The organism is Streptomyces sp. NPDC101166 (genome assembly GCF_044768125.1).
In the GTDB taxonomy this organism is placed as follows: Bacteria; Actinomycetota; Actinomycetes; order Streptomycetales; family Streptomycetaceae; genus Streptomyces.
Map to the genome: position 1 here is coordinate 255,891 of NZ_JBIWPF010000004.1, position 25,766 is coordinate 281,656.

Below are 25,766 nucleotides of genomic sequence, written 5' to 3' on the forward strand. Positions count from 1 at the left end.
CGGCGGCGCCCTGTCGCACCGAAGCGAAGGAGACCAGGACGTGTCGATCCCCACCGAGACCACCCGCACCACCGCACCGGCCCCCGACCGCACCGCCGCGGGCGGGGTGACGACCGCCGACGTCGCCGCGGCCGTCCGCCAGGCCGTGGCCGACGGGCTGCTCGGCGCCGACCGGCCGCTCGCCGGGTTCCTCGACGTGCGGGGCGTGCGGGACAGCGTCGCCGGGCTGCACGAGGCGTTCGGGGACGTTCCGGACGTGCTGCACACCTTCGCGGCCAAGGCCTGCGCCCTGGTGCCGGTGCTGCGGCTGCTCGCCGACGCGGGCATGGGCTGCGAGGTGGCCAGCCCCGGCGAGCTGCGGCTGGCGCTGGACGCGGGGTTCCCGCCGGCGCGGATCGTGCTGGACTCGCCGGCCAAGACCCGGGCGGAGATCCACGAGGCCCTGTCCCTCGGCGTCGCTCTCAACGCCGACAGCCTGGCCGAACTCGACCGCGTCGACGAGTTGCGCCCGGCCGGCTCCTCCTCCGTCGTCGGGCTGCGGGTCAATCCGCAGGTCGGCGCGGGGGCCATCGGGGCGATGAGCACGGCGACCGCCCACTCCAAGTTCGGTGTCGCCCTGCGCGATCCGGGGGCCCGTGAACAGGTCGTCGAGGCGTTCGCGCGGCGGCCGTGGCTGACCCGGCTGCACGCGCACGTCGGCTCGCAGGGCTGCCCGCTGCCCCTGATCGGCAGGGGGCTCGCCGCGCTGCACCGCCTCGCCGAGGAGATCGACGCCCGGGCCGGCCGCCGGCAGATCACCAGCCTCGACCTGGGCGGCGGACTGCCGGTCAACTTCGAGGACGACTGCGTCACGCCGACCTACGACGCGTACGTCGCCGCGCTCACCGCCGCCGAGCCGGCCCTGCTGGACGGCCGCTACCGCCTGGTGACGGAGTTCGGCCGCTCCCTGCTCGCGAAGAACGGCTTCCTCGCGGCCCGCGTCGAGTACGTCAAGGAGGCGGGCGGCCGCCGCGTCGCCGTCACCCACGCCGGCGCGCAGGTCGCCACCCGCACGGTCTTCATGCCGCAGGACTGGCCGGTGCGGGTGAGCGCGTACGGCCCCGACGGCACGCCGAAGGAGGGGCCGGTGCGGCCGCACGACGTCGCGGGGCCGCTCTGTTTCGCCGGGGACGTCGTGGCGCACGAACGCCCGCTGCCCGAGCTCGCCGAGGGCGACTGGGTCGTCCTGCACGACACGGGCGCCTACTACTTCTCGGCTCCGTGGGCGTACAACAGCCTGCCGCGCCCCGGGGTGTACGGCTGTCTGCGGCGGGAGGACCGCGTCGAGTTCGCCACCGTGCGGACGCCGCAGACGGTGCGGGAGATCTCCGCGGAGAGCGGGCTGGCCCACGCGAACTCCCTGGTGAACGGCTTCGGCTGACGAAGTCGCCCCCGCGCGGGCATCAGCGGGCCGATTCGAGGCACCCGGTCCGTGTCGTCTGACGAGGAGAGAGTTCCGTGCTGTGGGTCGCCGTACTGCTGCTGCCGCTGCTGTCCGTACTGATCGCGGTCATGGACCGTGTGGAGGATCGTCTCTACTCCCCCGCCCCCGCCTCCGCCCCTGACCAGGCCAAGCGCCGGCATGCCGCGCGCAAGCGGCATCTGCGCCTGGTCCGGGGCGGGGCCGAGGGCGGGGAACCGGCCGTCGACAGGCCGGCGGAGGATGTCCGGGGCGAGCCGCGGGCGGCCTGACGGGCCGCCCGACCGATCCGGACGCCCCCGGGGTGTCCTGCGGCGCAGGCCGTGTGCGAGGCTCGCACACGGCCTGCGCCGTCTTCTCACGCCGTCGGCCGTGATGTCGTCCGGCAGCAGGGAGAGTCAGCGAGATGCGTATCGGTCTGCTCGGTACCGGCCCCTGGGCGCACATGGTGCACGCCCCCGTCCTGGCCGCGCACGACGGCCTCGAGTTCGCCGGCGTGTGGGGCCGCCGCCCCGACGCGGCGAAGGAACTGGCCGACGCGCACGGCGTCCGCGCCTACGACGACGTCGACACGCTGCTCGCGGAGGTCGACGCGGTGGCGGTGGCGCTGCCGCCGGACGTGCAGGCGGAGCTGGCCGTGCGGGCCGCCGGGGCGGGGCGTCATCTGCTGCTGGACAAGCCCGTCGCCACGACGGTGGCGGGCGCGCGGGCGGTGGAGCGGGCCGTACGGGAAGCGGGGGTCGCCTCGGTGGTCTTCTTCACCACCCGCTTCCTGCCCGAGCCGCAGGCATGGATCGCGGAGCAGGCGGCGGCCGAGGGGTGGTTCACGGGGCATGCGCAGTGGCTGGGCGCGGTGTTCTCCGGGGAGGGCCACCCGTTCGCGACGCCGTGGCGCCGGGAGAAGGGCGCGCTGTGGGACGTGGGTCCGCACGCGCTGTCGGTGCTGCTGCCCGTTCTGGGTGAGGTGCGGCGGGTGGCGGCCGCGGTGCGGGGTCCCGGCGACACCGTGCAGGTGGTCCTGGACCACACCGGGGGCGCCTCCAGCACCCTGACGCTGAGTCTGACGGCTCCGCCCGGGGCGTCGGGCACGGCCGTCGAGGTCCGGGGTGCGGCGGGGGTCGCGCGGCTCCCGGAGAGCGGGGCGGGCGCGGCGGCGGCGCTCGGCCGGGCCGCGGACGCGCTGTGCGCAGCGGCCCGCGGGGAGCGTCCGCACGCCTGTGACGCGGCGTTCGGCCTGCGGGTCACCGAGGTGCTCGCCGAAGCCGAGGCCCTGCTGGGCGACGGCGTGGGCTGAGCGTGGGCCGAACACACCAAGACGCCGGCGGATCCGCCGGCGTCGGCCGAACCGGCGTGCCGACCGGGCGTGCCGCTGGGCGGCCCGGTCGGGCACGTCGTCGGTTCAGAGGGACCGTCAGGCGTGCCGGTGCGAGCGCCGGTTGCCGGTGACGGCCCGGTAGAGGACCAGCAGGATGAGCGATCCGACGATCGCGGCGATCCAGGTGGACAGGTCGAAGAACCCGTCGATCGAGTCCACCCCGAAGATCACCTTGCCCAGCCAGCCGCCGAGCAGACCGCCGACGATGCCGATGAGCATGGTGACGATGATGCCGCCCGGGTCCTTCCCGGGCAGCAGCAGCTTGGCGATGGCACCGGCGAGCAGGCCAATCAGGATCCAGGCGATGACGCCCACGGTTCCTCCCATGTCCGTGCGAATACGTGTATGCATTCCGGATGCACCAGCACGCCGTCTCCAAACCTGTCAATGCCTCTGGGGTGTGATCCGTGTGGCTTCCGGATGCAGGGTGCGCTCCCTCGATGAATGGTGTTAGTGGACCCGCTGCGGCCCCGGCGGCCGCACGGGCCCCAAGCAGCCCTCCGGACCGAGGAGCACACCATGTCGACCTCACAGCCCGGCGCCTCCGGGCCGTCCTCCGACCGCGTCACCCCCGACGCCCTGCTCCACACCCGCACCGGCACCGATGTGTCGCCGGAGGACATGGTCCTCGCCGCGGGCCGGGACCTCACCCCGCGCAATCTGGAGTGGGCGCGGCGCAAGCTCGACGAGGAGGGCCCGTCCGCGATCGAGAAGCTGCTGCCGTGACTCCTTGAGCCCCGTGGCGCCTGCGGGCAGCGCGACGGCCCCGTCACCCGCTCCGGGGGAGCGGGTGACGGGGCCGTGCGGCCGACTCCGCGCGGGAGGGGCGTCTCAGGGCAGGTCGCGGTCCTCGACGACGTGGACGGCGGCCTCCTCCGCGCCCGCGGCGCCGCCGTCGATGCCGACGTCCGTGGCGGTCTCCTCCTTGGTGGCGTCCGGGTGCGCGCCCTCGTCCGGGGCGACCAGCCGGCCGGCGCGGGCGTCGCCCACCTCGGGGTCGACCGGTTCGCCCTCGCCCCGGGGGAGGTCGCCGACGCCGTCGCCTGCGGGGGCCTCGACGTCGGGGACCTCCTGGGCGAGGCGCTGGTCCAGCGTCTCGCCCTCGTGCTGCTCGGCCGCCGTGGTGCCGTACTTGGTGACGCCGAGCGGCTTCTCCGGTGGGGAGTAGCCCTCGTCCAGAGTGTCGTCGTAGGTGCGTTCGTCGAGCGCGTCCTGGAGGTCGAGCGGCGCGGCGTCCGCCTGCTCCTCGTTGGTGCCGGTGGGCTGGTAGGCGTCGTCGGCCGTGGTCGCGGCGTTCGCGGGGTTCTCGGGCTCCGTGGCCATGGTGCCTCCCTGGGCTGCTGCGACGGTTGCGTCGCCTGGTGGTCCTCGTTCGCCGTTTCGGGTATCCCCGCCACCCGTGACCGAACCCCGCCGGCCGTCCTGGCGCCGCCGGAGATTACCCGACAGTCAATCTTGAAACCTCAACCGTTGGGGCTATCATCACTCGCACACTCGGTGTGACCGACCACCCACACAAGGTGGGCGATGTCCGCCGACGGCCTTTCCCTGTCCGGATCTTCGAGGCCATCCCTCGCGTTCCGCGACCGGAGCACGACCCTCCACTTCCCTTCCACGGCGTCGGCGTGCACGACGGAAAGCAGCGCGAGCATGAGCAACTCCAGCAGAGGACTGCGGTCGAACGTCCTCGGCACGTTCGACACGGTGGTGATGGCGGTCGCCGGCAGCGCGCCCGCGTACTCGATCGCCGCCACCACGGCCGTCCTCGCCGGCGCGGTGGGCCTCGGCGGCCCGGCGGCGCTGCTGTACTGCGCGATACCCATGCTGGGCATCGCGCTGGCGTTCAGTCACCTCAGCCGGATCGACGTCAACGCGGGCGCCAGCTACTCCTGGGTGGGCCGCACGCTCCACCCGTTCCTGGGGTTCGTCAGCGGCTGGGCGCTGGTGATCTCGGCGACCATCTTCATGGTGGCCGGCTCGCTGCCGGCCGGGTCGATGACGCTCGCCCTGTTCGACGAGGGCCTCGCCGACGACACGGCGCTGTCGACCGTGGTGGGCGCCGTCTGGTTCCTGGTGATGCTGGGCGTGGTGCTCGGCGGCGCACGGCTGACCGTGCGGGCGCAGCTCGTCATGTCGGGGGTGGAGCTGGCGATCCTCGCGCTCTTCGCGGTGCTGGCGTTCCTGCACACCGACAACGCCCGGGTCTTCGACTGGTCCTGGCTCGGCTTCGGTCACTTCGACGGGGTGTCGGGCTTCGCCTCGGGGGCGCTGGTCGCGGCGTTCTACTACTGGGGCTGGGACGTGACCAGCAACCTCAGTGAGGAGACCCGGGACAGCCGCCGCACGACCGGGCTCGCGGGGCTGATCGGGGTGGGCGTCGTCTTCGTGCTGTTCGAGGTGTTCACCATCGCGGTGAACGTCGTCCTCAGCGCCCGGCAGATCGAGGACAACGGCGCGAACGTGTTGGCGGTGCTCGGCGAGGAGGTGTGGCCCGGCTGGGGCGGCAAGCTGCTGATCGTCGCCGTGATGCTGTCCACCGTCGCCACCCTGGAGACCACCCTCATCCAGGTCACCCGCACGCTGTTCGCGATGGGCCGGGACCGGACGATGCCGTCCGCGCTGGGCCGGGTGCACCGCCGGTGGAACACGCCGTGGGTGGCGATCGCCGTGGTCGGCGCGGTGGCGCTGGCGATGTTCGTCGCCTCCAACGCGCTGGGCTCGGTGGGTGACATCCTCGCCGACGCGATCTCGGCGATCGGTCTGCAGATCGCCGTCTATTACGGGCTCGCCGGTCTCGCCGTCGTCGTCGCCTACCGCAAGAGGCTGCTGAAGTCGCCGGCCGACTTCGTCTTCGGCGGGCTGTGGCCGCTGTGCGGAGCGCTGTTCATGTTCTGGGTGTTCGTGGAGGCGCTCGGGGAGCTGAGTCCGTCGGCGATCTGGATCGGTCTCGGCGGGCTCGCGGTGGGTCTGGCGCCGATGCTCCGGTACTGGCGCAAGGGCAGCGACTACTACCGTCCGGCCCGGCTGGACGCCTCGCGGACGGTCACCGCCGACTACGTGCCGGAAGGACCCGCGGCCGCGCACGCCGCCGTCCATGACGGTCTCCCCACCGACTTCTAGGAGGGGTCCGATGGCGCGCGACCGTTTCGCTCCCGACTTCGACCCCGACTGCGGGGACGCGGTCCTCTCCTCCACCCGGCACGACATCGTGATCGGCCGCTGGCAGGGCCTGCGCGACCTGCTGCGGGTGACCGGCCGCGACTGGCTCGCCCGCGGCCACCGGACACGGCTGCTCGCCCAGGCCTGCGCGAGCAGTTCGACGGTGGAGAGCTGGCTGGCGGCGGAGCCGCACAGCGCGGACGCGCTGGTGCTGCGGGCGGCCACCGAGACCGCCCGCGCCTTCACCCTGGCCATCGCGGCCGGCCGGGGCGTGCCGATCGAACAGCAGCGTGTGGACAGCGCGGTGCTGGCGTGCCTGGCGGCGGCCGACGCCTGTCCGGACGACCCGACGCCGTGGATCTCTCTGATCTCGGTGGCGCGACTGTACGTGTCGGGGGTACGGCGTACGGAACTGGCGCGCTGGTGGGACGAGTTGCACCAGCGGGACCCGTACAGCACGGAGGGCCACCTCCAAATCCTGCACTACTACTCGGCGCGCTGGCACGGCTCGCACGGTCTGATGTACGACTTCGCGCGGGACGCGGCGGGGGTGGCCCCGCCGGGCTGCCCGCTGCCGGTGCTGGTGCAGTACGCGCGGGTGGAGGAGTACCGTCACGCCCTCGACACGGCGGCGGACCGGCCGGCGCCGGTGGGGCTGGGTCAGCACTGGGCGCACGACGGCGCGGTGGGCGACGTCCGCCGCACCTGGGAGCGCTGGATCACGGGCCGCAAGGAGAGCGACATCGCCCCCGGCGAGCTGCGCGACCTCAACTACCTGACACACGCGGCTTGTTCGGCGGGGATGGCGGACGTGGCGGGACCCCTCCTGGAGATGACGGGCCGACGGGCCACACGGACGCCGTGGTCGTACACCGGCGACCCGGTCCAGCAGTTGACCCGCTTCCGCAAGGAATGGGGGCCGCGCGGCTGAGGAGAGCCGGGGCACGGCGCCGGGCGAGAATGGAGCGTGCCCCTTCATGACGAGTCCGGCCGTGTCGCCCTCCTCGGCGGCGGCTTCTCCACCGACACCGACGGCGTGCTCGACGACTGGGTGCTGGGCCTCGCCCGCCGGCCGCGGCCGAAGGTGTGCTTCGTGCCGACCGCGAGCGGTGACGCCGAGGGATACGCCGAACGGTTCCTCGGCGCGTTCGCCGGGCGGGAGTGCGAACCGTCCGTGCTGCGGTTGTTCCGGCGGGAGGCGGACGATGCGTCGCTGCGCGCCTTCCTGCTGGAGCAGGACGTCGTGTACGTGGGCGGGGGCAACACGGCGAACCTGCTCGCGGTGTGGCGCGTCCACGGGGTGGATCGGCTGCTGGTCGAGGCGTACGAGCGCGGGACGCTGCTGTGCGGCATCAGCGCGGGCGCCAACTGCTGGGCGCGGGGCTCGCACACCGACTCCTTCGGTCCGCTGGCCTTCCTGCCGGACGGGCTGGGTCTGCTGCCGGGTTCGGTGTGCCCGCACTACGACAGCGAGCCGGGCCGCCGGCCCTCCTACCGCCGGGCGGTGGCGAGCGGCGCGCTGCCCGCGGGATGGGCGCTGGACGACGGGGCGGGCGCCCTGTTCACGGACGGTGTCGTGACACGCACCGTCGCCCGGGAGGTCGGGGCGCACTTGTACCGGGTGGAGCCCGACGGCCGGGGCGGTGTCACCGAGACGGTCGTGCTCCCCTGAGGCCTGTCGGCCTTGCGTCCGCAAGGGGCGCCGGCCGGGTGTCCCGTGCGTCGCCTCATCCCGGGCCGCCCCCGTCGGGTCGTGGGGCCAGGTGCAGGTCCAGGCCCGCCGACGGACGGCGGGTCCAGGACCGGGCGTAGCGGGGCGGTGGGCCGCCCGGTGGGGAGAGGGCGGCGGTGGGGACGCGGCGCGCGGTGTCCAGGATGTCCGCCTCGGTGGCGTTGGCGTTGTTGCCGCTGGTGGCGGCGGAGGAGCAGCCTGCGTAGAAGGCGACGGGGATGGCCTCGGTCCCGGTGAGCAGACAGGGCGGCCGTACGCCCAGCCGGCGCAGGTCGGCCGCGGTGCGCGCCCAGTCGAGGCGGTCGGCGGCGGTGCGGTCCACCAGGCGGTCCAGGACGACGTACTGCCCCGCCAGATGGCCGGTCAGCAGGAGGGCGGTCAGCACGGCGGCGGCCGGGCGCCATCGGCCGTCGGGCCGGGTGACCAGGTGGAACAGGGCGTCGGCGACCGGGATCGCGAGCAGCGCGTAGACGGGCTGGAGGAAGCGGGGCGCCGCGTAGCCGATGAGGAACAGGTAGGGCACGGCGGCGGTCGTGGCGCAGACGAGGAGGAGCAGCGTGGGCGCCGTCCGCCCGGCCCGTACCGCGACGGCGAGGCCGAGGGCGGCGAGCAGCGGCAGCAGGACCCACCAGGCGGTGATGACCGGGTTCGGCAGCGGGCCGGTGCACGGGCGGCACAGGGCCCGGCCGATCAGAGCGCGCATCTGGTCGTCGACGGCGAGGTTGCGGCCGAGCCCGCCCTGGATGCGGGAGCCCTCCGCGAGCCGCCGCAGGGGTCCGCCGTGGCTGGTGTACGCCTCGATCACCCACTGCACGACGCCGGTCGCCAGGCCTGAGACGAGGACGAGGGCGGCGCGGACGTGACGGCCCGCGAGGGCGAGGGCGAGCAGCGGCGGCGCGATCCAGACGGCGTCGGTGGGCCGCATCCACGCCATGAGCGCCGCCCCCGCCGCCACCCCCCACAGGGCGGCCCGGTCGCGGTGGTCGGCGCGGGCCCTGAGCAGGCAGCCGGCGCAGGCGAGCGCCCCGAGGCCGACCCACTGGTTGGGCATGGCCGCCGGGCCGTAGAAAAGGGTCACCCACAGGGTGGCGAAGAGGGCGCCGGCCAGGGCCAGGACACGGGCCGGGAACAGTCCGCGCCAGACGCGCAGGGCGAGGTACAGGCCGACGCCGGACAGCAGCGCGAGGTGGACGCGCAGCAGTGTCGTGGAGGTGGACCAGGAGGTGACCGGCGCCACCAGCAGGGTGACGCCCCGGGCACGGGGCGCGCTGAAGAAGGCGGGCGGGGCCTGGGCGGAGACCTGGCTGACGTACACGGTCTCGTCCCAGCCGAGGCCCAGACCGAAGCCGGGGCCGAAGCCGATTCCCGCACCGGGGACGACGAGCAGGAGTTGGGCGAGGGTGAAGGCGGCGGCCACGGCGGCGAGCGGGCGGACGCCGAGTGTCCGGCGGGAGCCGGGCGCGCTCGCCGGTGAGCCGCGCTGCCGACCGATCGGCAGGGCGTTCGTGCCGTGGGCCATCTGCACCCCTCGTTCCGGACGCGGGAGAGCCGGGCGGTCCCGGATCCGCCGCGCGGGGAATCCCGGGGTCGCGGAACGGCGAGACAGCGCGAACCGCGAAAAACACGATCAAGGTAACCCGGTTCGGGCGGTGGCGCAGGACGGAGATCAGCCGGGTGCCGCCCGCCCGGCGCCCGTCGACGGCGGACGGGACACCGGGCGCGGCGATCGGCGCGCGGTCAGCGGGCTCGCGGGGCGCGGTGCGGGGGCTGTTCGGGCGCCGGGCGGGACCGCTGCGGCGGCACCGTGCGCGCCACGGGGCCGTCGCCGTTCAGCGTGAGCGCGCTGCCGTGGTGGTGGATCGTCAGCGCCTCGCCGGACAACAGGGTGTAGACGGCCTTGTCGGGGCCGACCTCCACCCGCAGCCGGCGGCCCCGGATCTGGACGCTGAAGGCGAGGCGGCTGAACCGCTCGGGCAGCCGGGGTGCGAAGCGCAGGCTGTCGCCGTGCCGGCGCAGGCCGCCGAACCCGGCGACCAGAGCCGTCCAGGCGCCGGCGAGGGAGGCGATGTGCAGGCCGTCGCGGGTGTTCTGCTGGAGGTTCTCCAGGTCCATCAGGGCCGCCTCGGCCGTGTAGGCGTAGGCCAGGTCCAGATGGCCGGCCTGGGCGGCGACGACGGCCTGCCCGCACGCCGACAGGGAGGAGTCCCGCACGGTCAGCGGCTCGTAGTAGGCGAAGTTCCGGGCGACCTGCTCGTCGTCGTACTCCTCCTCGAAGTGACTGCCGCAGACGTACATCGCCAGCACCAGGTCCGCCTGTTTGACGACCTGTTTGCGGTAGAGGTCGAAGTACGGGAAGTGCAGCATCAGGGGGTACTGCTCGGCGCGGGTGCCGGCGAAGTCCCAGCGCTGGTAGCGGGTGAAGCCGGCGTGCTGTTCGTGGACGCGGAGTTCGTCGTTGTACGGGATGTGCACGGACATGGCGGCGTCCCGCCAGGCAGCGCTCTCCTCCTCGTCCACGCCGAGCTCGGCGGCCTCGCGGGGGTGGCGTTCCACCACGTCGGCGGCGGCGAGGAGGTTCGCGCGGGCCATCAGGTTGGTGTACGTGTTGTCGTCGGCGACGGCGCTGTACTCGTCGGGGCCGGTGACGCCGTCTATGTGGAAGACGCCGTGGGCGTCGTGGTGGCCGAGGGAGCGCCACAACCGGGCGGTCTCCACGAGCAGTTCGACGCCGGTCTCCGCCTCGAAGCCGGTGTCGCCGGTCGCGGCGACGTAGCGGACGACGGCGTCGGCTATGTCGGCGTTGACGTGGAAGGCTGCGGTGCCGGCCGGCCAGTAGGCGGAGCCTTCCGAGCCCTCGATGGTGCGCCAGGGGAACGCAACCCCGCGCAGGCCGAGTTGGGCGGCGCGCTCACGGGCGGCGGGCAGGGTCTGCTGCCGCCAGCGCAGCGCCTCGGCGACGGAATCGGGCGCGGTGTAGGTGAGCAGGGGCAGCACGAACGTCTCGGTGTCCCAGAAGGCGTGGCCGTCGTAGCCGGAGCCGGTCAGGCCCTTGGCGGGGATGGCCCGGCCCTCGGCGCGGGCGCCGGCCTGGAGGACGTGGAAAAGGGCGAAGCGGACGGCCTGCTGGATCTTCTCGTCGCCGTCGACCTCGACGTCGGCGCGCGCCCAGAAGTCGTCGAGGTAGGCCCGCTGGTCGTCGAGGAGGCCCTGCCAGCCGCTGTGTCCCGCGGCGGCGAGGGCCGCCTCGACCTGGTCGCTCATCGCGGGCCGGGAGCGGGCCCCGGACCAGCCGTGCGCGACGAGTTTCTCCACGCGGAGCGTCTCGCCGGGCTCCAGCACGGAGGTGACGGTGAGTCGGGCGACGTCGACGTTGCTCTCCGCGCTGGCGGTGGTCCGCTCGGGGCCGCTGATCTCGTGGTCGGCGGCCACCGCGACGCGCAGGCCGCTGCGCTTGGTGCGGTGGACCAGGCGCAGCCGACGGTCGACGGCGACGTCCTCCTCGGGTTCCAGCGGCGACTTCAGGGCCTTCGCCGCACGCGGGTCGCCGTCCGGCTCGGGCAGGCTCTCGTTGGCGACCAGTTCCGACTGGATGACGACGCGTGAGCGGCTGTCGACGGCCTCGACCTCGTAGGCGACGGCGGCGACGGCCCGCTGGGTGAGGGAGACCAGCCGGGTGGAGCGCACCCGGACGGTGGACCCGGCCGGCGAGGTCCATTCGCAGGTGCGTTCCAGGACGCCGCGGCGCAGGTCGAGGACGCGTTCGTGGGAGACGAGGCGTCCGTAGCGCAGGTCGAAGGGCTCGTCGTCGACGAGGAGCCGCACGATCTTGCCGTTGGTGACGTTGATGACGGTCTGCCCGGACTCCGGGTAGCCGTATCCGGCCTCGGCGTAGGGCAGGGGGTGCACTTCGTGGACGCCGTTGAGGTAGGAGCCGGGCAGGCCGTGCGGTTCACCCTCGTCGAGGTTGCCGCGCCAGCCGACGTGCCCGTTGGACAGGGCGAACACGGACTCGCTCTGGGCGAGGACGTCGAGCTTGAGGTGGGTTTCGCGCACGCACCAGGGGTCGACGGCGTAGGAACGGTCGGTGATCACTCGCTTCCCCCCAGGTCGGCGAGGTCCTTGACGACGATGTCGGCTCCGTGCGCGTACAGGGCGTCGGTCTGACCCACCCGGTCGACGCCGACGACGTAGCCGAAGTGCCCGGAGCGGCCGGCGTCCATGCCGGCGAGCGCGTCCTCGAAGACGGCGGCGTGGGACGGCTCGACGCCGAGGTCGCGGGCGGCGGCGAGGAAGGTGTCGGGGCGGGGCTTGCCCGGCAGTCCGCGCTCGGCGGCGACCACACCGTCGATCCGCACCTCGAACAGGTCCTCGGCGTCGATCGAGCGCAGCACGTCGCGGGTGTTGGCACTGGAGGAGACGATCGCCGTGCGCAGGCCCCGGGCGCGGACGGCGGCGAGGTAGCGCAGGGTGCCCTCGTAGGGCTCGACGCCCTGGGTGCGGATCTTCTCCAGCAGCAGGTCGTTCTTGCGGTTGCCGAGGCCGTGGACGGTGGGCGCGTCCGGTGGGTCGTCGGGACTGCCCTCGGGCAGGGTGATGCCGCGTGAGGTGAGGAAGGTGCGGACGCCGTCGGCGCGGGGGCGGCCGTCGACGTACTCGTCGTAGTCGTGGGACGGGTCGAACGGGCGGAAGCCGTCGCCGTCGCGTTCGCGCAGGAACGCGTCGAACGCCTCCTTCCACGCGGCCGCGTGCACCACGGCCGTCCGGGTGACGACCCCGTCGAGGTCGAAGAGGCAGGCCTGGATGGTGCCGGGGAGTCCGAGCGTCGTCGTCATACAGGTCCCGTTCCCCCGCACGGGGCCGCCATCGGTGTGGCGCGCGCCACATCGAGCCGTCACGGGGGGTGCCTCAGCCTCAGTCGTGCGGGAAGGAGTGGTGTTCGTGGGCGATCACCCAGCGGCCGTGCTCCTTGCGCAGACCGAACGTCAGGCGCAGCCGCAGCGTGGGCCGTTCGGCGAGTTCCTCGGGGGTGCCGCAGCGCAGCAGCGCGTGGGCGTAGGCGACGTCGGCGCCGGCGACGACGTCCAGGGTGTCGATCTCGAACCGGGCGCCCAGCGCCTGCCAGGCGAAGAACGGCGGCCAGAGCACCCGGTAGGCGGCGAGCCCCCGGATGCCCTCGTGGGGCGGGGTGACGTGGTACAGCAGGAGGTCCTCGGCGTGGTCGGCGAGGACGGCCTGGATGTCACCTTCGTGCACGGCCTGAGCCCAGCGGGTGATCAGGGCGCGGATCTGCTTGTCGTCCTCCGGCACGTACTCCTCCTCTCCCCCTACGGGTCTCCTCCCAGGGGACTGCGACACTCTGCTGTGTGCTCACTTTCGACGAACTGGTGACCCGTGCCCGGCGACTCGTCCGGGGCGGTGAGCGGGCGTTCCTCGGGATCGCCGGCAGCCCGGGCTCGGGCAAGACGACCCTCGCCGAGCGGCTGGTGGGGGAGCTGAACGGCGGCGGGGCGCCGTGGGCGGCGCATGTGCCGATGGACGGCTTCCATCTGGCGGACGCCGAGCTCGACCGGCTCGGCCGGCGCGGCCGCAAGGGCGCGCCCGACACGTTCGACGCGGCCGGGTACGCGGCGCTGTTGCGGCGGCTGCGGGAGGAGGCGGGCGGTGACGACGTGGTGTACGCGCCGGGCTTCGAACGGGTGCTGGAGCAGCCGTTGGCGGGCGCGCTCCCGGTGCCGCCGCAGGCGCGGCTGATCGTGACGGAGGGCAACTACCTGCTGCTGGGCACGGGCGCGTGGGCGCGGGTGCGGGCCGCGCTGGACGAGGTGTGGTTCTGCGAGACGGACGAGGAGGAGCGGGTGCGCCGGCTGGTCGCCCGGCACGAGGAGTTCGGCAAGGGACCCGCCGAGGCGCTGGCCTGGGTGCTGGGCACGGACCAGCGCAACGCCGATCTGGTGGCGGCGACCCGGGAGCGGGCCGACCTGGTGGTCCGTCCCGGGTTCTAGTGCCCCGGCAGGCAACGTTTGCCCCGCCGCAGGGCGCGGTCAGGTGGGGAGCAGGGTCAGCTCCGGTTCGCCGTGGGCGTCGTCGGGGCCGAGTACGGCGGTGAAGCGGGCCGTCCGTACGGTGAGCCCCTCGGGGGTGCGTTCGACCCGCACCGTGAGCGGCTCCGACGCGCCGTAGCGCACGGCGAAGACGTGCAGGTCGTCGGGGCCGTCGGGGACGGGGCCGGCCTCCAGGGCGGTGGAGGCGACCAGGTGGCTCCAGCCCTCGTCGGGGTTGCCGTAGCCGCGCGGGTCGGCGGCGAGGGCGAAGGCCGCCTGTTCCTGGGTGAGTTCGCCGCGGGCGTCGAAGCGGTCGGGGCCCTGGCCGTCGGGGTGGGTCAGCCGCAGGGGGCCCGCGGAGGCGACCGCCACCTGGGAGGTGCGCCGTACCCGGTCGCCGTCGTCCTCGGCGTAGGGCAGGCCGGCCAGGAGGTACGGCGTGCCGTCGAGGCGTTCCACGGCGACCGTGGCCCACAGGGTCGCGCCGTCGGTGACGTACAGGGAGCGCACGTACCGCAGGACGTGGTCGCGGCCGACGACCGGCTTGGTGACCAGCTTGGCGGTGAGGTTCCCGGCGCTCAGGTCGCGGACGCGGACCTCGCCCATGGGGCGGCAGAGCAGGAAGCCGTCGGTCACGGGGCCGAAGCCGTGCTGGCGGCCGACCGCGGCGGGCAGGCAGTAGGCGCCGCCCGCCTCGACGATCGCGGGGGTCATCCGGTCGTCGAAGGCCACGGAGACGGTCCCGGAGCGCAGCTGGTGGCGCTTGGGCGCGGTGGAGGGGGTGCGCTGCCAGCGGCTGTCGTCCTGGATCTGCCAGACGAGCATCCACGCGAAGTGGCCGTCGACCCCGCCGTCCGGCTTGACCGCGTAGCGGGCCCAGCGGCTGTCGCCCCGGTAGCGGCCGAGGTCGGCGCCGATGCGCTGACCGAAGTAGCGCAGGCCCAGGACGGATTCGAAGGCGGAGTGCTGTTCGCTGTAGCGGGGGCCGCCGTTGTCGAAGCCGCCGCCGGTCAGCCGGGCGTCGATGTAGCGGGCCAGCGTGTCGCCGTCCTCGGCGAAGACCTCCTCGCCGCTGACCCGGTGGGCCTGGGCGAGGAAGGACAGGGAGATCGGGCCGTAGTTGTTGTCGTAGGCGCCGCCGTGCTCGGGGGGCAGCAGGGCGCCCCGGTCGCGGACCCGGTGGGCGCGGATCTCGTCGGTGTAGAGCCGCAGCGCCCGTGCGCGGACCGCCGCCCCCTCCTGCGGGAGGTGGCGGGCCAGCATCAGGCCGCCGACGACGCAGCCGATGGCCTGGTTGCCGGCCTCCTGCGGGTTGAAGAAGGTCGCCTCGGTCAGCCAGCGCCAGTAGCCGTGGCCGAGCAGCGCCAGTTCCCGCCGCTGTTCGTCGTCGAGGAGGCCGTCGGCGAGCTCCAGCACGTCGACCAGCTGGAGCAGCGCCCACACGGTGCTGGGCCAGTCGCCGATCGGGTGTGCGCCGGGCTCCAGCACGTAGCGGGCGTACGGCAGGCGGGAGTCGCGCAGGCGCAGGTTGGGGTAGCCGGGGTTGTCGTCGGTGTAGACCCGCTCGCGCAGATGGAAGGCGAGGCTGCGGCGCACCGCCTCCGGCAGCCTCGGGTCCTTGCCGCGCTGCCAGGCGAGCGCGAGGAGCGAGGTGATGCCGAGGGAGGTGTCGCCGATGTCGTCGTCGCAGTCCGGGTGCTCGAGGTTGCCTTCCGGCGTGATCCGCCGCAGGGCCTGCTCGACGACGTCGGCGAGGACGGCGTCGTATGCCTCGGGCGTGTCCGGCAGATCGTGCAGCGGGCCGCGCTGGTGGAGGAGGTGCACGGGTACGGTCAGTCCTTCAGTCCGGCGTTGATGTCGGCGCCCATGACATAGCGCTGGAAGACCAGGAAGATGGCGATCAGCGGGATCATGGAGATGACCGACGCGCCCAGCAGGACCGACCAGTTGATGTTCTGCGCGCCGACGATGCTCTGGATGCCGATCTGCACGGTGAACTTGTTGGGGTCGTTGAGCATCAGCAGCGGCCAGATGTAGTCGTTCCACCGCCACTGGAAGGAGAGGATGGCGAGGGTCAGCATGATGGGCCGAGAGAGCGGCACCATGATCCGCGCGAAGATCGCGAGTTCGCGGGCACCGTCGATGCGCGCGGCTTCCACGAGTTCGTCGGGCACCGTCAGGAAGAACTGGCGGAACATGAAGCATCCGGTCGCGGTCAGCACGGCCGGGAGGATGATGCCGGCGAAGGAGTTGTAGAGGCCGAGGTTGCGGACCACCAGGAACTCCGGGGCGAGCATGACCTCGCCCGGCAGCATCGTGGTGGCCAGGATGCAGACGAAGAAGACCTTGAGCCACTTGTTGTCGTACTTGGCCAGCGCGTACCCGGTGCAGCAGCTGACCCCCACCGTGAGGATCGTCGTGATCACGCACACGATGGCCGTGTTGATGAAGTACTGGGAGAAGTTGGCGCTGTCCCACGCCGCCTTGAACCCCGTCAGGGTGGGGTTGTGGGGAACCAGCGTCAGCGGATAGGAGAACAGGTCGCTGGCCGGCTTGAAGGCGCTGAGGATGAACCACAGCACCGGCAACCCGTACAGGCACGCCATGATCCACAGCAGGGTCGTCGCGGACACCGCCTGCCGGATCCCGCCGGTGGCCGCCTTGGAGGGACGCTTCCTGACGACGGGCTGCCTGGCGTCGGCGTCGAGCGGGCGGGGCATGTCTGTGGTTGTCATCGGTTCTCCACCCGCCGGTTGACGATCAGCTGGACGATCGCGACGGCCATCAGGATGAGCATGAGCACGAACGAGGCGGCGCTCGCGTAGCCGATCTGGCCCCGTTTGAAGCCGGTCTCGTAGATGTACTGGACGAGCAGGTTGTTCGAGGTGCCGGGTCCGCCGTTGTTGAGGGCGACGAACACCGGGTACTCCTTCATCGCGTTGATCGTGTTGAGCAGGATGACGATGAACGAGGTGGGCGCAATGCTCGGCAGCGTGATGCTGAAGAACTGGCGCCACGGGCCGGCGCCGTCGAGCGAGGCCGCCTCGTAGTACGACACCGGCACGTTCTTGATCGCCGCGATGAACAGCAGCATCGAGAAGCCCGTCCAGGCCCAGGACGCCGCCATCACCACCACGAGCAGCGACAGGTCCGCGTTCGACTGCCACGGGACGGCGCTTCCGCCGAACTGCTCGATGACGTAGTTGACGAGCCCGAAGTTCTCACCGAACAGCCACCGCCACAGGACGCCCACGACGATGGGCGACAGCAGCCACGGGATGAAGAAGATGACGCGGGCGACCGAGGCGCCCTTGGCGTGCTTGCTCACCAGCAGGTTGGCGGCGAGCAGCGAGACGGCGAAGTTCAGCGGTACGAAGAGCACGGTGTACAGCAGCGTCCGGCTCAGCGCGTCGTAGAACGTGGAGTCCCCGACCAGGTTGTGGTAGTTGTCCAGCCCGATGAACTGGAACGCCCCGACACCCGTGTAGTTCGTGAACGAGTAGATGAGCCCGATCACCGCCGGCCAGACGAAGAACAGCGAGAAGAGCACGACGTTGGCCGCGATGAGGACGAGCGGCGCGAGGGTGTACTTACTTCGTCTCCTGGCCGGGCTCGCGGACACGTCCGAGGCGCGTTTTGTCATCTTGCAGACTCCGTGCTGGGGGTTGGATTGCTGTGGGCCCATGTCATGAGCCCGGCGTCACCTGGGCGCCAGGGCCGGGCGGCGGTGTCGGTCGATCCACCGCCCGGACCTGTGGTCTGCGATCAGCCGCCGACCTGCTGGTTGTAGCCGGCCACGATGTTCTCCAGAGCCTTGTCGGGCGACTGCTGGCCGTTGATCGCCTTGCCGAGCTCCGTCTTGGTCGGGTCCTCGGTGAGGCTCTTGCCCTTCAGCACCCAGTTGGTCTGCGCGGTGTTGAAGTAGCCGGAGATCGGGGCGTAGAGCGGGATCGACTCGTTGTACAGCTTGAACGCCGCCTGCGCCGCCGCGGAGGTGAAGGGGTACTTCGGGTTCAGTCCGCTCTCGACCGGCAGGAAGCCGGACGCCTCGCACAGCGCCTGGTAGTGGGCCGGCTCGTACAGCCAGGTCAGGAACTTCGACGCGGCGGTGGCCGCCTCGCCGTTGTTGTTGAAGCCGACCGTCAGACCGCCGCTGTTGACGTCGCTGGCCTGCACGGGCTGGGCGGGAGTCGGGACGCTCGCCCACTCGAACTTCTTGATGCTCTCCGCGAAGGCGGGCACCTGCCACACGCCGGACCAGTAGGCGACCACGTCACCGCTCTGGAACATGGCGGACGGGTCGGCGCCGCTGGTCCACACCGACTTCGGCATGGTCTTGTCGTCGTTCCATCCGACGAAGGTGTTCACGGCCTTCTTGGTCGCCTCGTCCACCGAGAACTTGCCGGAGGAGTCCGCGTGGACGTACTTGCCGCCCATCTCGTACACCATGGCGCGCAGCCGGGACGGCGACTGGTCGAAGGTCAGGGAGTACTTGGCCTTGGTCTTCTCACGGACCGTGTTCGCCGCCTTGATGAAGTCGGTCCAGGTCCAGGTCTTCTGCGGCGAGCTCGGGAAGGCGACGCCGGCCTTCTCGAAGAGCGTCTTGTTGATGTAGAGACCGGACGCGGTCACGTCCGAGGGGATGGCCAGCACCTTGCCGGAGGAGTCCTTGGCGAGGAAGTTGCCGTTGATCTTGTTGCTCTTGTTGTTGGCGATGGAGCTGAGGTCGATCAGCTTGCTCGACCAGATCGGGTCCAGCGCCGGCACGGTCGCCACGTCGGGCAGGGAGTTCGCCTGAGCGGCGTTGTGCAGCTTCGTCGGGTAGCCGTCGTAGGGGATGTTGACGAGCTTGACGTCGACGCCGGTTTCCTTCTTGTACTGCGCGACCGCGTTCTTCCAGCCCGCGTCCTGCCCCGGAACCGTGGAGATCCAGAACGTCAGCGCCTTGGCGTTGCCGCCCGAGTCGCCGCCCGACCCGCAGGCGGAGAGCAGAAGGGCACCTGCCGTGGCCACGGCAGCGAGGGGAACCACACGGCGAATGCCGCCGCGGCCGAGTCGGCGGGAGCGCCGCACACCCACACTGGTCATTTTCGATCCCTTTTCGTCGTACTGGACGGAGCACGGCGCCAGCCGAGGCGGCACGGGTGCAATTTGCAGGTGATTTCGCTTTCCGGGGGCGCGGCCTCGCCCGGCCGCAGCCATCCTGACGGGTGGGGATCCCCGGCCGCCATGGCCGTCGTCACGCGAGCACGCCCTCGCGTGGCTGCCGTACCTCGAAGTACGGGCGGGACGCTCACCCCGAGTCGGCGTCCCGGCCGACTTAGAAAGCGCTTGTCCGGACATTGGCAGACCGAGTCGGAGGCCGTCAATCCTTCGCCCCGGCCGCTTCGGTCACGGTTTGGACTCCCCGGGCGACGGCGAGCCGCGCCGCCCCCACGACGGTGCCGAGATCGCCGATCGTGCTGCTGACCACGTCGGTGGGCCAGCTCAGCCGCTCCAGCTCGGCCCGGACACCGGGCAGGAGCTGCGGGTCGGCGCCGGTGCTGCCGCCCAGCACGATCAGGCCGGGATCCAGCACGGCGGTCACGGCGGCGGTCAGCCGGCCCACGTCCACGGCGTGACGGTCGACGACCGCGCGGGCCGCCCGGCTCCCCTCCCCGGCGAGGGCCAGGAGCCGCTCGGTGGTGCGCGGGCAGGGCCCGTCGGCGTCCGGCCAGGCGTCGGCGGCCCTGCGCAGCAGGGAGCGCGCGCCGATGTAGTCCTCCAGCGCCTCGCGGCGCGGCTCACGGCCGTCGTCCCAGGGGTAGGGCAGCCGGGCCAGCTCTCCGGCGGCGCCGTTCGCCCCGCGCAGGACCCGGCCGCCGACGACGATGCCGAGGCCGATGCCCACGCCGATGCGCAGGTAGCCGAAGGTGTCGCGGCCCCGGGCGGCGCCCTCGTGGAGCTCGGCCAGCGCCGCGCAGTTGACGTTGTTCTCCAGGTGGACGGGGACTCCGCGTGGCAGCGCGACCCGCACGGCGTCGAAGACGGGACCGGCCTTGGCGGTCGCCGGGCGCATGCCGGCGCCCTCCCGCGCGGTGACGTCGCCGACGGCGACGACGATGGCGCGCAGCGGGGCGGCGCGGGGCAGCGCGCCGAGCGCCTCGCGCACCACGTCGACGGCGTCCTCCCGGGGACCGGCCGCCTCGGCGAGCAGCGCGCCGTCCAGGGCGCAGCCGCGCACCCGGGTCACGGCGGGGCCGAGATCGACGGCGAGCACGGCCCCGGCGGCCGGGCCGAGTCGGTAGACGGCCGCGGAGCGGCCCGTGCCGCTGGAGGCGGTGCCGGAGTGGGCGGCGAGCCGGGCGCCCTCCAGCTCCGCGACGGCGGAGGACACCGTCGGCTTGGACAGGCCCGCGAGGCTCGCGAGCTGCGGCCGGGTGGCGGCGCCCGCCTCGGCGAGCACGGTGAACACGGCGCCCGCGCTCTCGGTCAGGCGGGGGGTCCTTGCCACGTCGAGTTCCACACTTTCCCCACTCAGGTCATGGGCCGCGCTTCCCGGGGGCGGTCGCCCTCAGGGGATGCGGTGACGGGATGCCGTGACGTCGGCGGGCCGCGGCGGACCGTGAGGACCGGCCGTCGGACGGGTGCGCGACGCACTCTTGACGCACTGTACTTCGTTAGTTAACTTCCTAACGAACGTCACGGTACTCGCCTGCCGTGGTCCGTCAGAAGCCCGTCCCGGGGCTTCCCTAGTTCTTCACGTCTCTCCCGGCACGGTTCGCCCACCGTCGCGGCACATGGCTTCATCGCGCAACGACGAAAGAGGATCCGTGCAGGACTCCCCTCCCGCGTGCGCCCTCGTGGTCGGCATCGACGTGGGCGGCACCAAGACCCATCTGCGCGCCCTGGCGGGCGGCACCACGGTGGCCGAGCTGGTCCGCCCGAGCGAGGGCTGGCGCCCTCACGACCCGGCGGCCGCCGCCCGTTGGCTGGCCGCGCTGATCGCCGACGCCCTGCCGGCGGGCGCACGCCCGGCCGCTGTGGCCGTCGGCGCTCACGCCTGCGAGACGGAACTCCAGTGCGCGCGGATCCGCACCGCGCTCGGACCTCACGTCGACGCGCCCGCGCTGGTCGTGGGCGACGCCGAGCTCCTCGTCCCCGCGGCGGGGCTCGACAAGGGCGTCGGCCTGGTCGCCGGCACCGGTTCGGTGGCGGTGGGCCGGCTGTCCGACGGCACGTCCGTCCAGGTGGGCGGCTGGGGCGCGGTCCTCGGCGACGAGGGCGGCGCGGCCGGTCTCGTCCGGGAGGCGGCCCGCGCGGTGTGGGCCGCGCACGACCGCGGGGAGGAGCCCGACGCCCTCGCGCGCGGGCTTCTCGGCGCGTTCGGGGTCGCCGAGGTGCCGGCGCTGTGCGCGGCCCTGGAGGCCGCGTCGTCCCCGTCCGCCGAATGGGGCCGGCACTCCCCCGCCGTCTTCACGGCCGCCGCCGAAGGCTCCCGCCTCGCCGCGGCCGTGATCGCCGAGGGGGGCCGCTCGCTGGCCGCCCTCGTCGCCCGGCTCGGCGCCCGTGGCGTCGCGGTCGACGACGTGGTGGTGGCGGGCGGCACGATCCTCTCCCAGCCCGCCCTGTACGACGCCTTCACCACGGCCCTCGCCGAGTCCTTCCCCGGCGCCCGGACCCACCCGCTGAGCGCTCCCCCGGCCCAGGGAGCGGTGACGCTCGCGCGGACGCTGCTGTGAGCGGCGGCGCCCGGGGCGCGGGCAGCGCGCCGGTGGTCCGGGCCGGGCGGGGGCCGCCCGTTCATCTGTGGGACATGTCGCGGTCGTCGGGGCCTTGTCGGTGGGACACGGCCCGGCCGTAGATCTTCGAACGCACGCACACTCCGGGCTCACGGGTCGTCAGGGACCCGCGGCAGCGCACCGGATCCGCACGTCCCCCCTCCACGGCCGTACGGCCGCAGAACTGAAAAGAGGCACACCTATGCCGTCTACCGACGGGCACCGCGTCATCTCCCCCGTGAACAGGAGGGGCTTCCTCAGGACGTCCCTGGGCGGGGCCACCGCCCTGGTCGCCGCCCCGACCCTGCTCACCTGGACGGCCGTCGCCGACGCGAAGGCCGCCACCGCGCCGCTCCCGTTCGCGGACGACTACAAGACGAACGTCCTGACGAACCTCACGCCCGAGACCAACGCCGTGGTGCGGATCCTCGGCGGCATGGCCCAGGTCTGGAAGACGGGCGCCGCCTGGAACACCGGCACACCGCTGCGTCCCGACGTGCTGCGCGCCAACATGCGTTACTGCGCGCGCCTCACCGGCGCCCGCACCGAGGCGCAGGCGAAGGAGGCGTTCCTCTACGACCGCCAGCACCAGAGCTACGCGATGATCGGCGGCCTGGGTCCGCTGTCCGGTCTGTACAAGGCGGGCGCCAAGGCGGTCACGTCGATCACCGGCGCCCCGGACACGACTCCGCCGACCAAGATCGACGACTCCGTGCCGGCCGGCGCTCCCGCCGGTTCCGCGCTGGGCGCCGGCTCCCACACCTCCGACCTCGGCCTGGTCGCCAAGCTCGTCGACACGGTGCGCGGTCCCTACGCCTCGGGCAACCCGGGCAAGTACGCCTTCCAGTACCCGCGCCCGTGGCGCATGAACGAGGACAGCGAGGTCGTCGACACCGGGAGGACCGACGCGCTCGGCTACCCGGTCTACGACTCCGAGGTCAAGGTCGCCCCGCAACTGCTGCGCCAGCGCAGCGCCTCGCCCGTCGACGACGGCGGCTTCCCGAGCGGTCACACCAACGCCTTCCACCTGGCGGCGCTCGCGTACGCGTACGCCGTGCCCGAGCGGTTCCAGGAGCTGGTGACGCGGGCCCTGGAGCTCAGCCACACGCGGATCATGTCGGGCATGCACTCCACCGTCGACGTCATGGGGGGCCGGATCATGGCCACGGCGCTCGCCGCGGCCACGCTGGCCGACCCGGCGAACGCCGAGCTGAAGGCGGCGGCGCGGGCGCAGGCGCTGGCGTACTTCACGCAGCGCACCGGCACGACCGCCGACACCCTGTTCGCGTACGCCCACTCCGACGCGGACGACCCGTACGCCGACCGGGAGGCCAACGCCCGCGCGGTCGAGCCGCGTCTGACCTACGTGCTGCGGCGGGAGGGCGGCGACGAGCCGCTGACCGTGCCCAAGGGCGCGGAGGCGCTGCTGGAGACACGGCTGCCGTACCTGTCGGCGGCCCAGCGCCGGGAGGTGCTGCGCACCACCGCGCTGCCCGCCGGGTACGTGCTGCTGGACGGCTTCGAGCAGTGGGGCCGGCTCAACCTGTTCGCGGCGGCGGACGGCTACGGCGCGTTCGACTCCGATGTGACGGTCACCCTGGACGCCGCGGCCGGCGGTTTCCACGCGGCCGACGCCTGGCGCAACGACATCGACGGCCGGGGCTCGCTGACCAAGCGGGGCACCGGCACGCTCACCCTGAGCGGCGACAACCGCTACCGCGGCGGCACGGTCGTCGAGGACGGCGTGCTCGTCGCCGCGTCGGCGCGCGCACTGGGCCGCGACGACGTGCGGGTGGCGGGCGGGACGCTGCGCGTCGCCGAACCGACGCAGGTGCACGGCGTGTTCGCCCAGGAGGCGGGCACGCTGGAGTCGACGCTGCGGGCGGACGCGCGGCAGGCGGCGCTGACCGTGACCCGGCGGGTCGTGCTGGGCGAGGACAGCGTGCTGTCACTGCGCCTGGACGCGACGAACCCGCCGGTCGCCGGCAGCACCCTCCGCGTGATCGACGCCCCGGCGCTGCGCGGCCGTTTCGCCCGCGTCGAGCTGAACTCCGAGGCGCTGCGGGCCGTACCGCTCTACACCGCGGACGGTCTGTCGGTGCGTGTCGTGAAGCGGTGACGCCCTGACGGCGGGGGCGGCCCGGGTCGACCGGCGCCGCCCCCGCCCCGTCCTGAGCGGCCCCGGCGGTCCGCGCGCCGTTCTCCCCCGGGCGTCAGTGCAGCCGGACGCCGTCCTGGCCCCCCCGACGCACAGGCCCATGTGGACGCCGTCGGGGTGGGAGAGGTGGTGGGAACCGGCGGCCACGCTGTCCAACGGCAGACGGGCCAGCTCCCGGCCGTCCCCGGCGTCCAGGACGACCCAGCGCTCGGCACCCGGCGGTCGCACTCCTGGTGGGGCCGCCGTCCGGCCCGCCCGCACCCGCCGCTCACGACCCCGGGCCGGCATGGTCCGTGGGCTATGTTGAGCTTCGTGGGAGACAAAGGAGGACCACCGGTGCCATCGCCTCAGCAGGCACGCGCACAGGCATCCACGATCACCTCGGGCAGGACCGGTCCGCCGGCGGAGGTGTCCCCGACGTCCCGGCTCCGGGCGCTCTTCGACGGGCCCCGCCTGTCGCCGGGGCAGCGGCGCATCGCCCAGTACCTGATCGAGCACATCACCGAGGCCGCGTTCCTGTCGATCACCGATCTCGCGGACCGGGTGGGCGTCAGCCAGCCGTCGGTGACCCGGTTCGCGGCGGCGGTCGGCTTCAGCGGGTATCCGGCGCTGCGGGAGAAGCTCCAGTCGATCGCGCTCGGCACGCTGGCCGGCGGCCCGGCGGAGGTGAACCGGAGCAACGAACTCCAGGCGGCGGTCGACGCGGAGATCGAGAACCTGGAGAACCTGCGCCGCGACTTCGCCGATCCCGACCAGGTGATCGACGTGGGCCGGCAGCTGTCGGAATCGGCACCGCTGACCGTCCTGGGCTTGCGCATCTCCGTCTCGCTGGCCGAGTACTTCGCCTACGCCGCCCGTCGGGTCCATCCGGACGTGCGGCTGGTGACGCGGGGCGGCAGCGTCGCCTACGACGCGCTGCTGCAGTCCCGGGAGGCCGGGGGCACCTGGGTGCTGGCGTTCTCGATGCCGCGGCACGCCCAGGAGACGCTGACCGCTGTCCGGGTCGCGCGCGGCGCGGGGCTGAAGGTGGCGCTGGTGACGGACCTGGCGCTGGGGCCGATCGCCGACGAGGCCGACGTCACCTTCGCCACCGGGACCGGCTCCCGGCTGGTCTTCGACTCCTACGCCGCCCCCGGGGTGATGGCCGCGGCGCTGCTGCAGGCCATGACCGACGCGGGGCCCGAACGCACCCAGGCGCGGCTGGAGGAGTACGAGCAGATCGCCGAGCAGCACCAGTTCTTCCTGCGCGAGTAGGCGCGGTGGCGTCCGCCGTCCCTCCCCGCACCCCCGGTCACGGATCGACACAGAGGGATCATTGCGGGCATTTCGCGCATGAATGTTTTCATACGTCTTGCAAAGCAGACGGCATATATAAATACTGCTCCACGGCCCCACCCGCCCGCCAAGGGCTCACGAACGGACACCTGAAGCCGCCGTCCCTACCCACGTCGGCGCGAGGGCGTCCGGGGCCTCGCCGGCGGCGAGGCCCTGTGGCGGCCCCGGTCCTCCCCTAGGCCGGGGCCGCCCCACACCGTCGGACCACCCGTCCGTCACGACGCCGCACACCCGGAAGCGATGATCATGCCCCTGACGACGACGCGCATCAGCCCGGACTGGCCGTGCCAGGTCAAGAACCCCGGCAGCTACGACTGGGAGCGTTCAGCGGCCAAGTGGCTGCGCGAACTGGTGCCCGCGCGCTACGCCAGCTACCCGGCGCTGCTGCGGCACCCGGTCCTGCTGGCCCGCCACGCGCAGATCCAGGTCCAGCACGAGATCCGGGTGGCCCGCACCGCGCTGCAGACCGCGCGCGCCGACCTGCCGCGGCTCGGCATGCCCGAATCCGTCATCGAGCACACGATCAAGCTCTACGCGGCCGAGGTCATGCAGTTGCAGCACATCGCCCGCAGCGTCCGCGCCGTCACCGAGGCACTCGTGGAACACTCCCCCGGACGCTGAACGACATCCTCCGCTCCGGCCCCCGTCACGGGATAGCCGCCGGTGACAGGGTTGCCGCAAGACCGCGATCAAATGCGGGTGCATGTGCCATGCTCGTGCCGTGACGAGCGAATCCGCCCGGCCCGC

General features: G+C 73.0%; 24 protein-coding genes. 12 read left to right on the forward strand and 12 right to left on the reverse strand.

Features of this window, described 5'->3' with window-relative positions:
- Positions 1–40 precede the first annotated feature (40 nt).
- The 3 genes from ACIRS4_RS10005 (at position 41) to ACIRS4_RS10015 (ending at position 2,753) form a co-directional block, all read left to right on the forward strand.
- Positions 41–1,420: a diaminopimelate decarboxylase gene (locus tag ACIRS4_RS10005; protein ID WP_404192634.1), complete on the forward strand. Its 1,380-nt coding sequence runs from the start codon at positions 41–43 to the stop codon at positions 1,418–1,420.
- 77 nt (positions 1,421–1,497) lie between these two features.
- Positions 1,498–1,731, forward strand: a complete 234-nt coding sequence (locus ACIRS4_RS10010; RefSeq protein ID WP_404192637.1) for a hypothetical protein — start codon at positions 1,498–1,500, stop codon at positions 1,729–1,731.
- Between the two features lie 134 nt (positions 1,732–1,865).
- Positions 1,866–2,753 (forward strand): Gfo/Idh/MocA family protein, encoded by an 888-nt coding sequence (locus ACIRS4_RS10015; protein WP_404192639.1) that lies wholly within the window; start codon positions 1,866–1,868, stop codon positions 2,751–2,753.
- Positions 2,754–2,870: 117 nt separating this feature from the next.
- Here ACIRS4_RS10015 and ACIRS4_RS10020 read toward each other — a convergent pair whose 3' ends face one another.
- Complete coding sequence (locus ACIRS4_RS10020) at positions 2,871–3,149, reverse strand: GlsB/YeaQ/YmgE family stress response membrane protein (RefSeq protein WP_351098613.1); 279 nt, start codon at positions 3,147–3,149, stop codon at positions 2,871–2,873.
- A 204-nt stretch (positions 3,150–3,353) separates the two neighbouring features.
- Here ACIRS4_RS10020 and ACIRS4_RS10025 point away from each other — a divergent pair, with 204 nt between their 5' ends.
- A complete protein-coding gene (locus ACIRS4_RS10025; RefSeq protein WP_351098555.1) occupies positions 3,354–3,560 on the forward strand; it encodes a hypothetical protein in 207 nt (68 codons plus the stop codon).
- Between the two features lie 105 nt (positions 3,561–3,665).
- Here ACIRS4_RS10025 and ACIRS4_RS10030 read toward each other — a convergent pair whose 3' ends face one another.
- Both ACIRS4_RS10030 and ACIRS4_RS10035 read right to left on the reverse strand, forming a co-directional pair.
- Entirely contained in the window at positions 3,666–4,157 is a 492-nt protein-coding gene (locus ACIRS4_RS10030) for a DUF5709 domain-containing protein (RefSeq protein ID WP_404192642.1), read from the reverse strand.
- Positions 4,158–4,297: 140 nt separating this feature from the next.
- Positions 4,298–4,486 carry a hypothetical protein gene (locus ACIRS4_RS10035; protein WP_404192645.1) on the reverse strand — a complete coding sequence of 63 codons (189 nt, stop codon included), beginning with the start codon at positions 4,484–4,486 and terminating at the stop codon, positions 4,298–4,300.
- On the opposite strand from ACIRS4_RS10035, the gene ACIRS4_RS10040 reads away from it, so the two are divergent.
- Genes ACIRS4_RS10040 through ACIRS4_RS10050 form a run of 3 tightly spaced genes read left to right on the forward strand, consistent with a single transcriptional unit; the run spans position 4,485 to position 7,665 of the window.
- Positions 4,485–5,954: an APC family permease gene (locus tag ACIRS4_RS10040; protein ID WP_404192648.1), complete on the forward strand. Its 1,470-nt coding sequence runs from the start codon at positions 4,485–4,487 to the stop codon at positions 5,952–5,954. The genes ACIRS4_RS10035 and ACIRS4_RS10040 overlap by 2 nt on opposite strands.
- Before the next feature lie 10 nt (positions 5,955–5,964).
- Entirely contained in the window at positions 5,965–6,924 is a 960-nt protein-coding gene (locus ACIRS4_RS10045; protein WP_404192651.1) for a hypothetical protein, read from the forward strand.
- Between the two features lie 36 nt (positions 6,925–6,960).
- A complete protein-coding gene (locus ACIRS4_RS10050; RefSeq protein WP_404192653.1) occupies positions 6,961–7,665 on the forward strand; it encodes a Type 1 glutamine amidotransferase-like domain-containing protein in 705 nt (234 codons plus the stop codon).
- A 55-nt stretch (positions 7,666–7,720) separates the two neighbouring features.
- Here the strand turns inward: ACIRS4_RS10050 and ACIRS4_RS10055 are convergent, their stop codons facing one another.
- From ACIRS4_RS10055 to ACIRS4_RS10070, 4 genes are all read right to left on the reverse strand, one after another.
- Complete coding sequence (locus tag ACIRS4_RS10055) at positions 7,721–9,244, reverse strand: hypothetical protein (RefSeq protein ID WP_404192655.1); 1,524 nt, start codon at positions 9,242–9,244, stop codon at positions 7,721–7,723.
- A 218-nt stretch (positions 9,245–9,462) separates the two neighbouring features.
- Positions 9,463–11,817, reverse strand: a complete 2,355-nt coding sequence (locus ACIRS4_RS10060) for a glycoside hydrolase family 65 protein (protein ID WP_404192658.1) — start codon at positions 11,815–11,817, stop codon at positions 9,463–9,465.
- Complete coding sequence (locus tag ACIRS4_RS10065) at positions 11,814–12,557, reverse strand: HAD family hydrolase (RefSeq protein WP_404192661.1); 744 nt, start codon at positions 12,555–12,557, stop codon at positions 11,814–11,816. Before ACIRS4_RS10065 ends, ACIRS4_RS10060 begins: the two co-directional genes overlap by 4 nt.
- Positions 12,558–12,636: 79 nt before the next feature.
- Entirely contained in the window at positions 12,637–13,032 is a 396-nt protein-coding gene (locus ACIRS4_RS10070) for a YybH family protein (protein ID WP_404192662.1), read from the reverse strand.
- A 56-nt stretch (positions 13,033–13,088) separates the two neighbouring features.
- Here ACIRS4_RS10070 and ACIRS4_RS10075 point away from each other — a divergent pair, with 56 nt between their 5' ends.
- On the forward strand, positions 13,089–13,727 hold the full coding sequence (locus tag ACIRS4_RS10075; RefSeq protein WP_404192665.1) for a nucleoside/nucleotide kinase family protein: 639 nt from the start codon (positions 13,089–13,091) through the stop codon (positions 13,725–13,727).
- A 39-nt stretch (positions 13,728–13,766) separates the two neighbouring features.
- Here ACIRS4_RS10075 and ACIRS4_RS10080 read toward each other — a convergent pair whose 3' ends face one another.
- The 5 genes from ACIRS4_RS10080 to ACIRS4_RS10100 all read right to left on the reverse strand — a co-directional run bounded on the left by ACIRS4_RS10080 (position 13,767) and on the right by ACIRS4_RS10100 (position 20,259).
- On the reverse strand, positions 13,767–15,590 hold the full coding sequence (locus ACIRS4_RS10080) for a hypothetical protein (protein ID WP_404192669.1): 1,824 nt from the start codon (positions 15,588–15,590) through the stop codon (positions 13,767–13,769).
- 8 nt (positions 15,591–15,598) lie between these two features.
- Entirely contained in the window at positions 15,599–16,501 is a 903-nt protein-coding gene (locus ACIRS4_RS10085; RefSeq protein ID WP_404192671.1) for a carbohydrate ABC transporter permease, read from the reverse strand.
- Positions 16,498–17,409, reverse strand: coding sequence for a carbohydrate ABC transporter permease (locus ACIRS4_RS10090; protein ID WP_404192674.1), 912 nt, complete (start codon positions 17,407–17,409; stop codon positions 16,498–16,500). Before ACIRS4_RS10090 ends, ACIRS4_RS10085 begins: the two co-directional genes overlap by 4 nt.
- Positions 17,410–17,531: 122 nt before the next feature.
- On the reverse strand, positions 17,532–18,854 hold the full coding sequence (locus tag ACIRS4_RS10095; RefSeq protein WP_404192677.1) for an ABC transporter substrate-binding protein: 1,323 nt from the start codon (positions 18,852–18,854) through the stop codon (positions 17,532–17,534).
- Between the two features lie 277 nt (positions 18,855–19,131).
- Positions 19,132–20,259, reverse strand: coding sequence for an ROK family protein (locus ACIRS4_RS10100; RefSeq protein ID WP_404192680.1), 1,128 nt, complete (start codon positions 20,257–20,259; stop codon positions 19,132–19,134).
- Positions 20,260–20,578: 319 nt separating this feature from the next.
- Here ACIRS4_RS10100 and ACIRS4_RS10105 point away from each other — a divergent pair, with 319 nt between their 5' ends.
- The 4 genes from ACIRS4_RS10105 (at position 20,579) to ACIRS4_RS10120 (ending at position 25,640) form a co-directional block, all read left to right on the forward strand.
- Positions 20,579–21,487, forward strand: a complete 909-nt coding sequence (locus tag ACIRS4_RS10105) for an N-acetylglucosamine kinase (protein WP_404192682.1) — start codon at positions 20,579–20,581, stop codon at positions 21,485–21,487.
- Positions 21,488–21,728: 241 nt separating this feature from the next.
- A complete protein-coding gene (locus ACIRS4_RS10110) occupies positions 21,729–23,645 on the forward strand; it encodes a phosphatase PAP2 family protein (RefSeq protein WP_404192685.1) in 1,917 nt (638 codons plus the stop codon).
- 375 nt (positions 23,646–24,020) lie between these two features.
- A complete protein-coding gene (locus tag ACIRS4_RS10115; RefSeq protein ID WP_404192688.1) occupies positions 24,021–24,938 on the forward strand; it encodes a MurR/RpiR family transcriptional regulator in 918 nt (305 codons plus the stop codon).
- Positions 24,939–25,259: 321 nt separating this feature from the next.
- On the forward strand, positions 25,260–25,640 hold the full coding sequence (locus ACIRS4_RS10120; RefSeq protein ID WP_352251673.1) for a hypothetical protein: 381 nt from the start codon (positions 25,260–25,262) through the stop codon (positions 25,638–25,640).
- Positions 25,641–25,766 lie beyond the last annotated feature (126 nt).

What these genes read in the sequence shown, in the direction of transcription:
- ACIRS4_RS10015 (WP_404192639.1), top strand. Translation starts at nt 1,866, where the DNA reads ATGCGTATCGGTCTGCTCGGTACCGGCCCCTGGGCGCACATGGTGCAC.
- ACIRS4_RS10025 (WP_351098555.1), top strand. Translation starts at nt 3,354, where the DNA reads ATGTCGACCTCACAGCCCGGCGCCTCCGGGCCGTCCTCCGACCGCGTC.
- ACIRS4_RS10030 (WP_404192642.1), bottom strand. Translation starts at nt 4,157, where the DNA reads ATGGCCACGGAGCCCGAGAACCCCGCGAACGCCGCGACCACGGCCGAC.
- ACIRS4_RS10040 (WP_404192648.1), top strand. Translation starts at nt 4,485, where the DNA reads ATGAGCAACTCCAGCAGAGGACTGCGGTCGAACGTCCTCGGCACGTTC.
- ACIRS4_RS10035 (WP_404192645.1), bottom strand. Translation starts at nt 4,486, where the DNA reads ATGCTCGCGCTGCTTTCCGTCGTGCACGCCGACGCCGTGGAAGGGAAG.
- ACIRS4_RS10045 (WP_404192651.1), top strand. Translation starts at nt 5,965, where the DNA reads ATGGCGCGCGACCGTTTCGCTCCCGACTTCGACCCCGACTGCGGGGAC.
- ACIRS4_RS10055 (WP_404192655.1), bottom strand. Translation starts at nt 9,244, where the DNA reads ATGGCCCACGGCACGAACGCCCTGCCGATCGGTCGGCAGCGCGGCTCA.
- ACIRS4_RS10065 (WP_404192661.1), bottom strand. Translation starts at nt 12,557, where the DNA reads ATGACGACGACGCTCGGACTCCCCGGCACCATCCAGGCCTGCCTCTTC.
- ACIRS4_RS10085 (WP_404192671.1), bottom strand. Translation starts at nt 16,501, where the DNA reads ATGACAACCACAGACATGCCCCGCCCGCTCGACGCCGACGCCAGGCAG.
- ACIRS4_RS10090 (WP_404192674.1), bottom strand. Translation starts at nt 17,409, where the DNA reads ATGACAAAACGCGCCTCGGACGTGTCCGCGAGCCCGGCCAGGAGACGA.
- ACIRS4_RS10095 (WP_404192677.1), bottom strand. Translation starts at nt 18,854, where the DNA reads ATGACCAGTGTGGGTGTGCGGCGCTCCCGCCGACTCGGCCGCGGCGGC.
- ACIRS4_RS10110 (WP_404192685.1), top strand. Translation starts at nt 21,729, where the DNA reads ATGCCGTCTACCGACGGGCACCGCGTCATCTCCCCCGTGAACAGGAGG.
- ACIRS4_RS10120 (WP_352251673.1), top strand. Translation starts at nt 25,260, where the DNA reads ATGATCATGCCCCTGACGACGACGCGCATCAGCCCGGACTGGCCGTGC.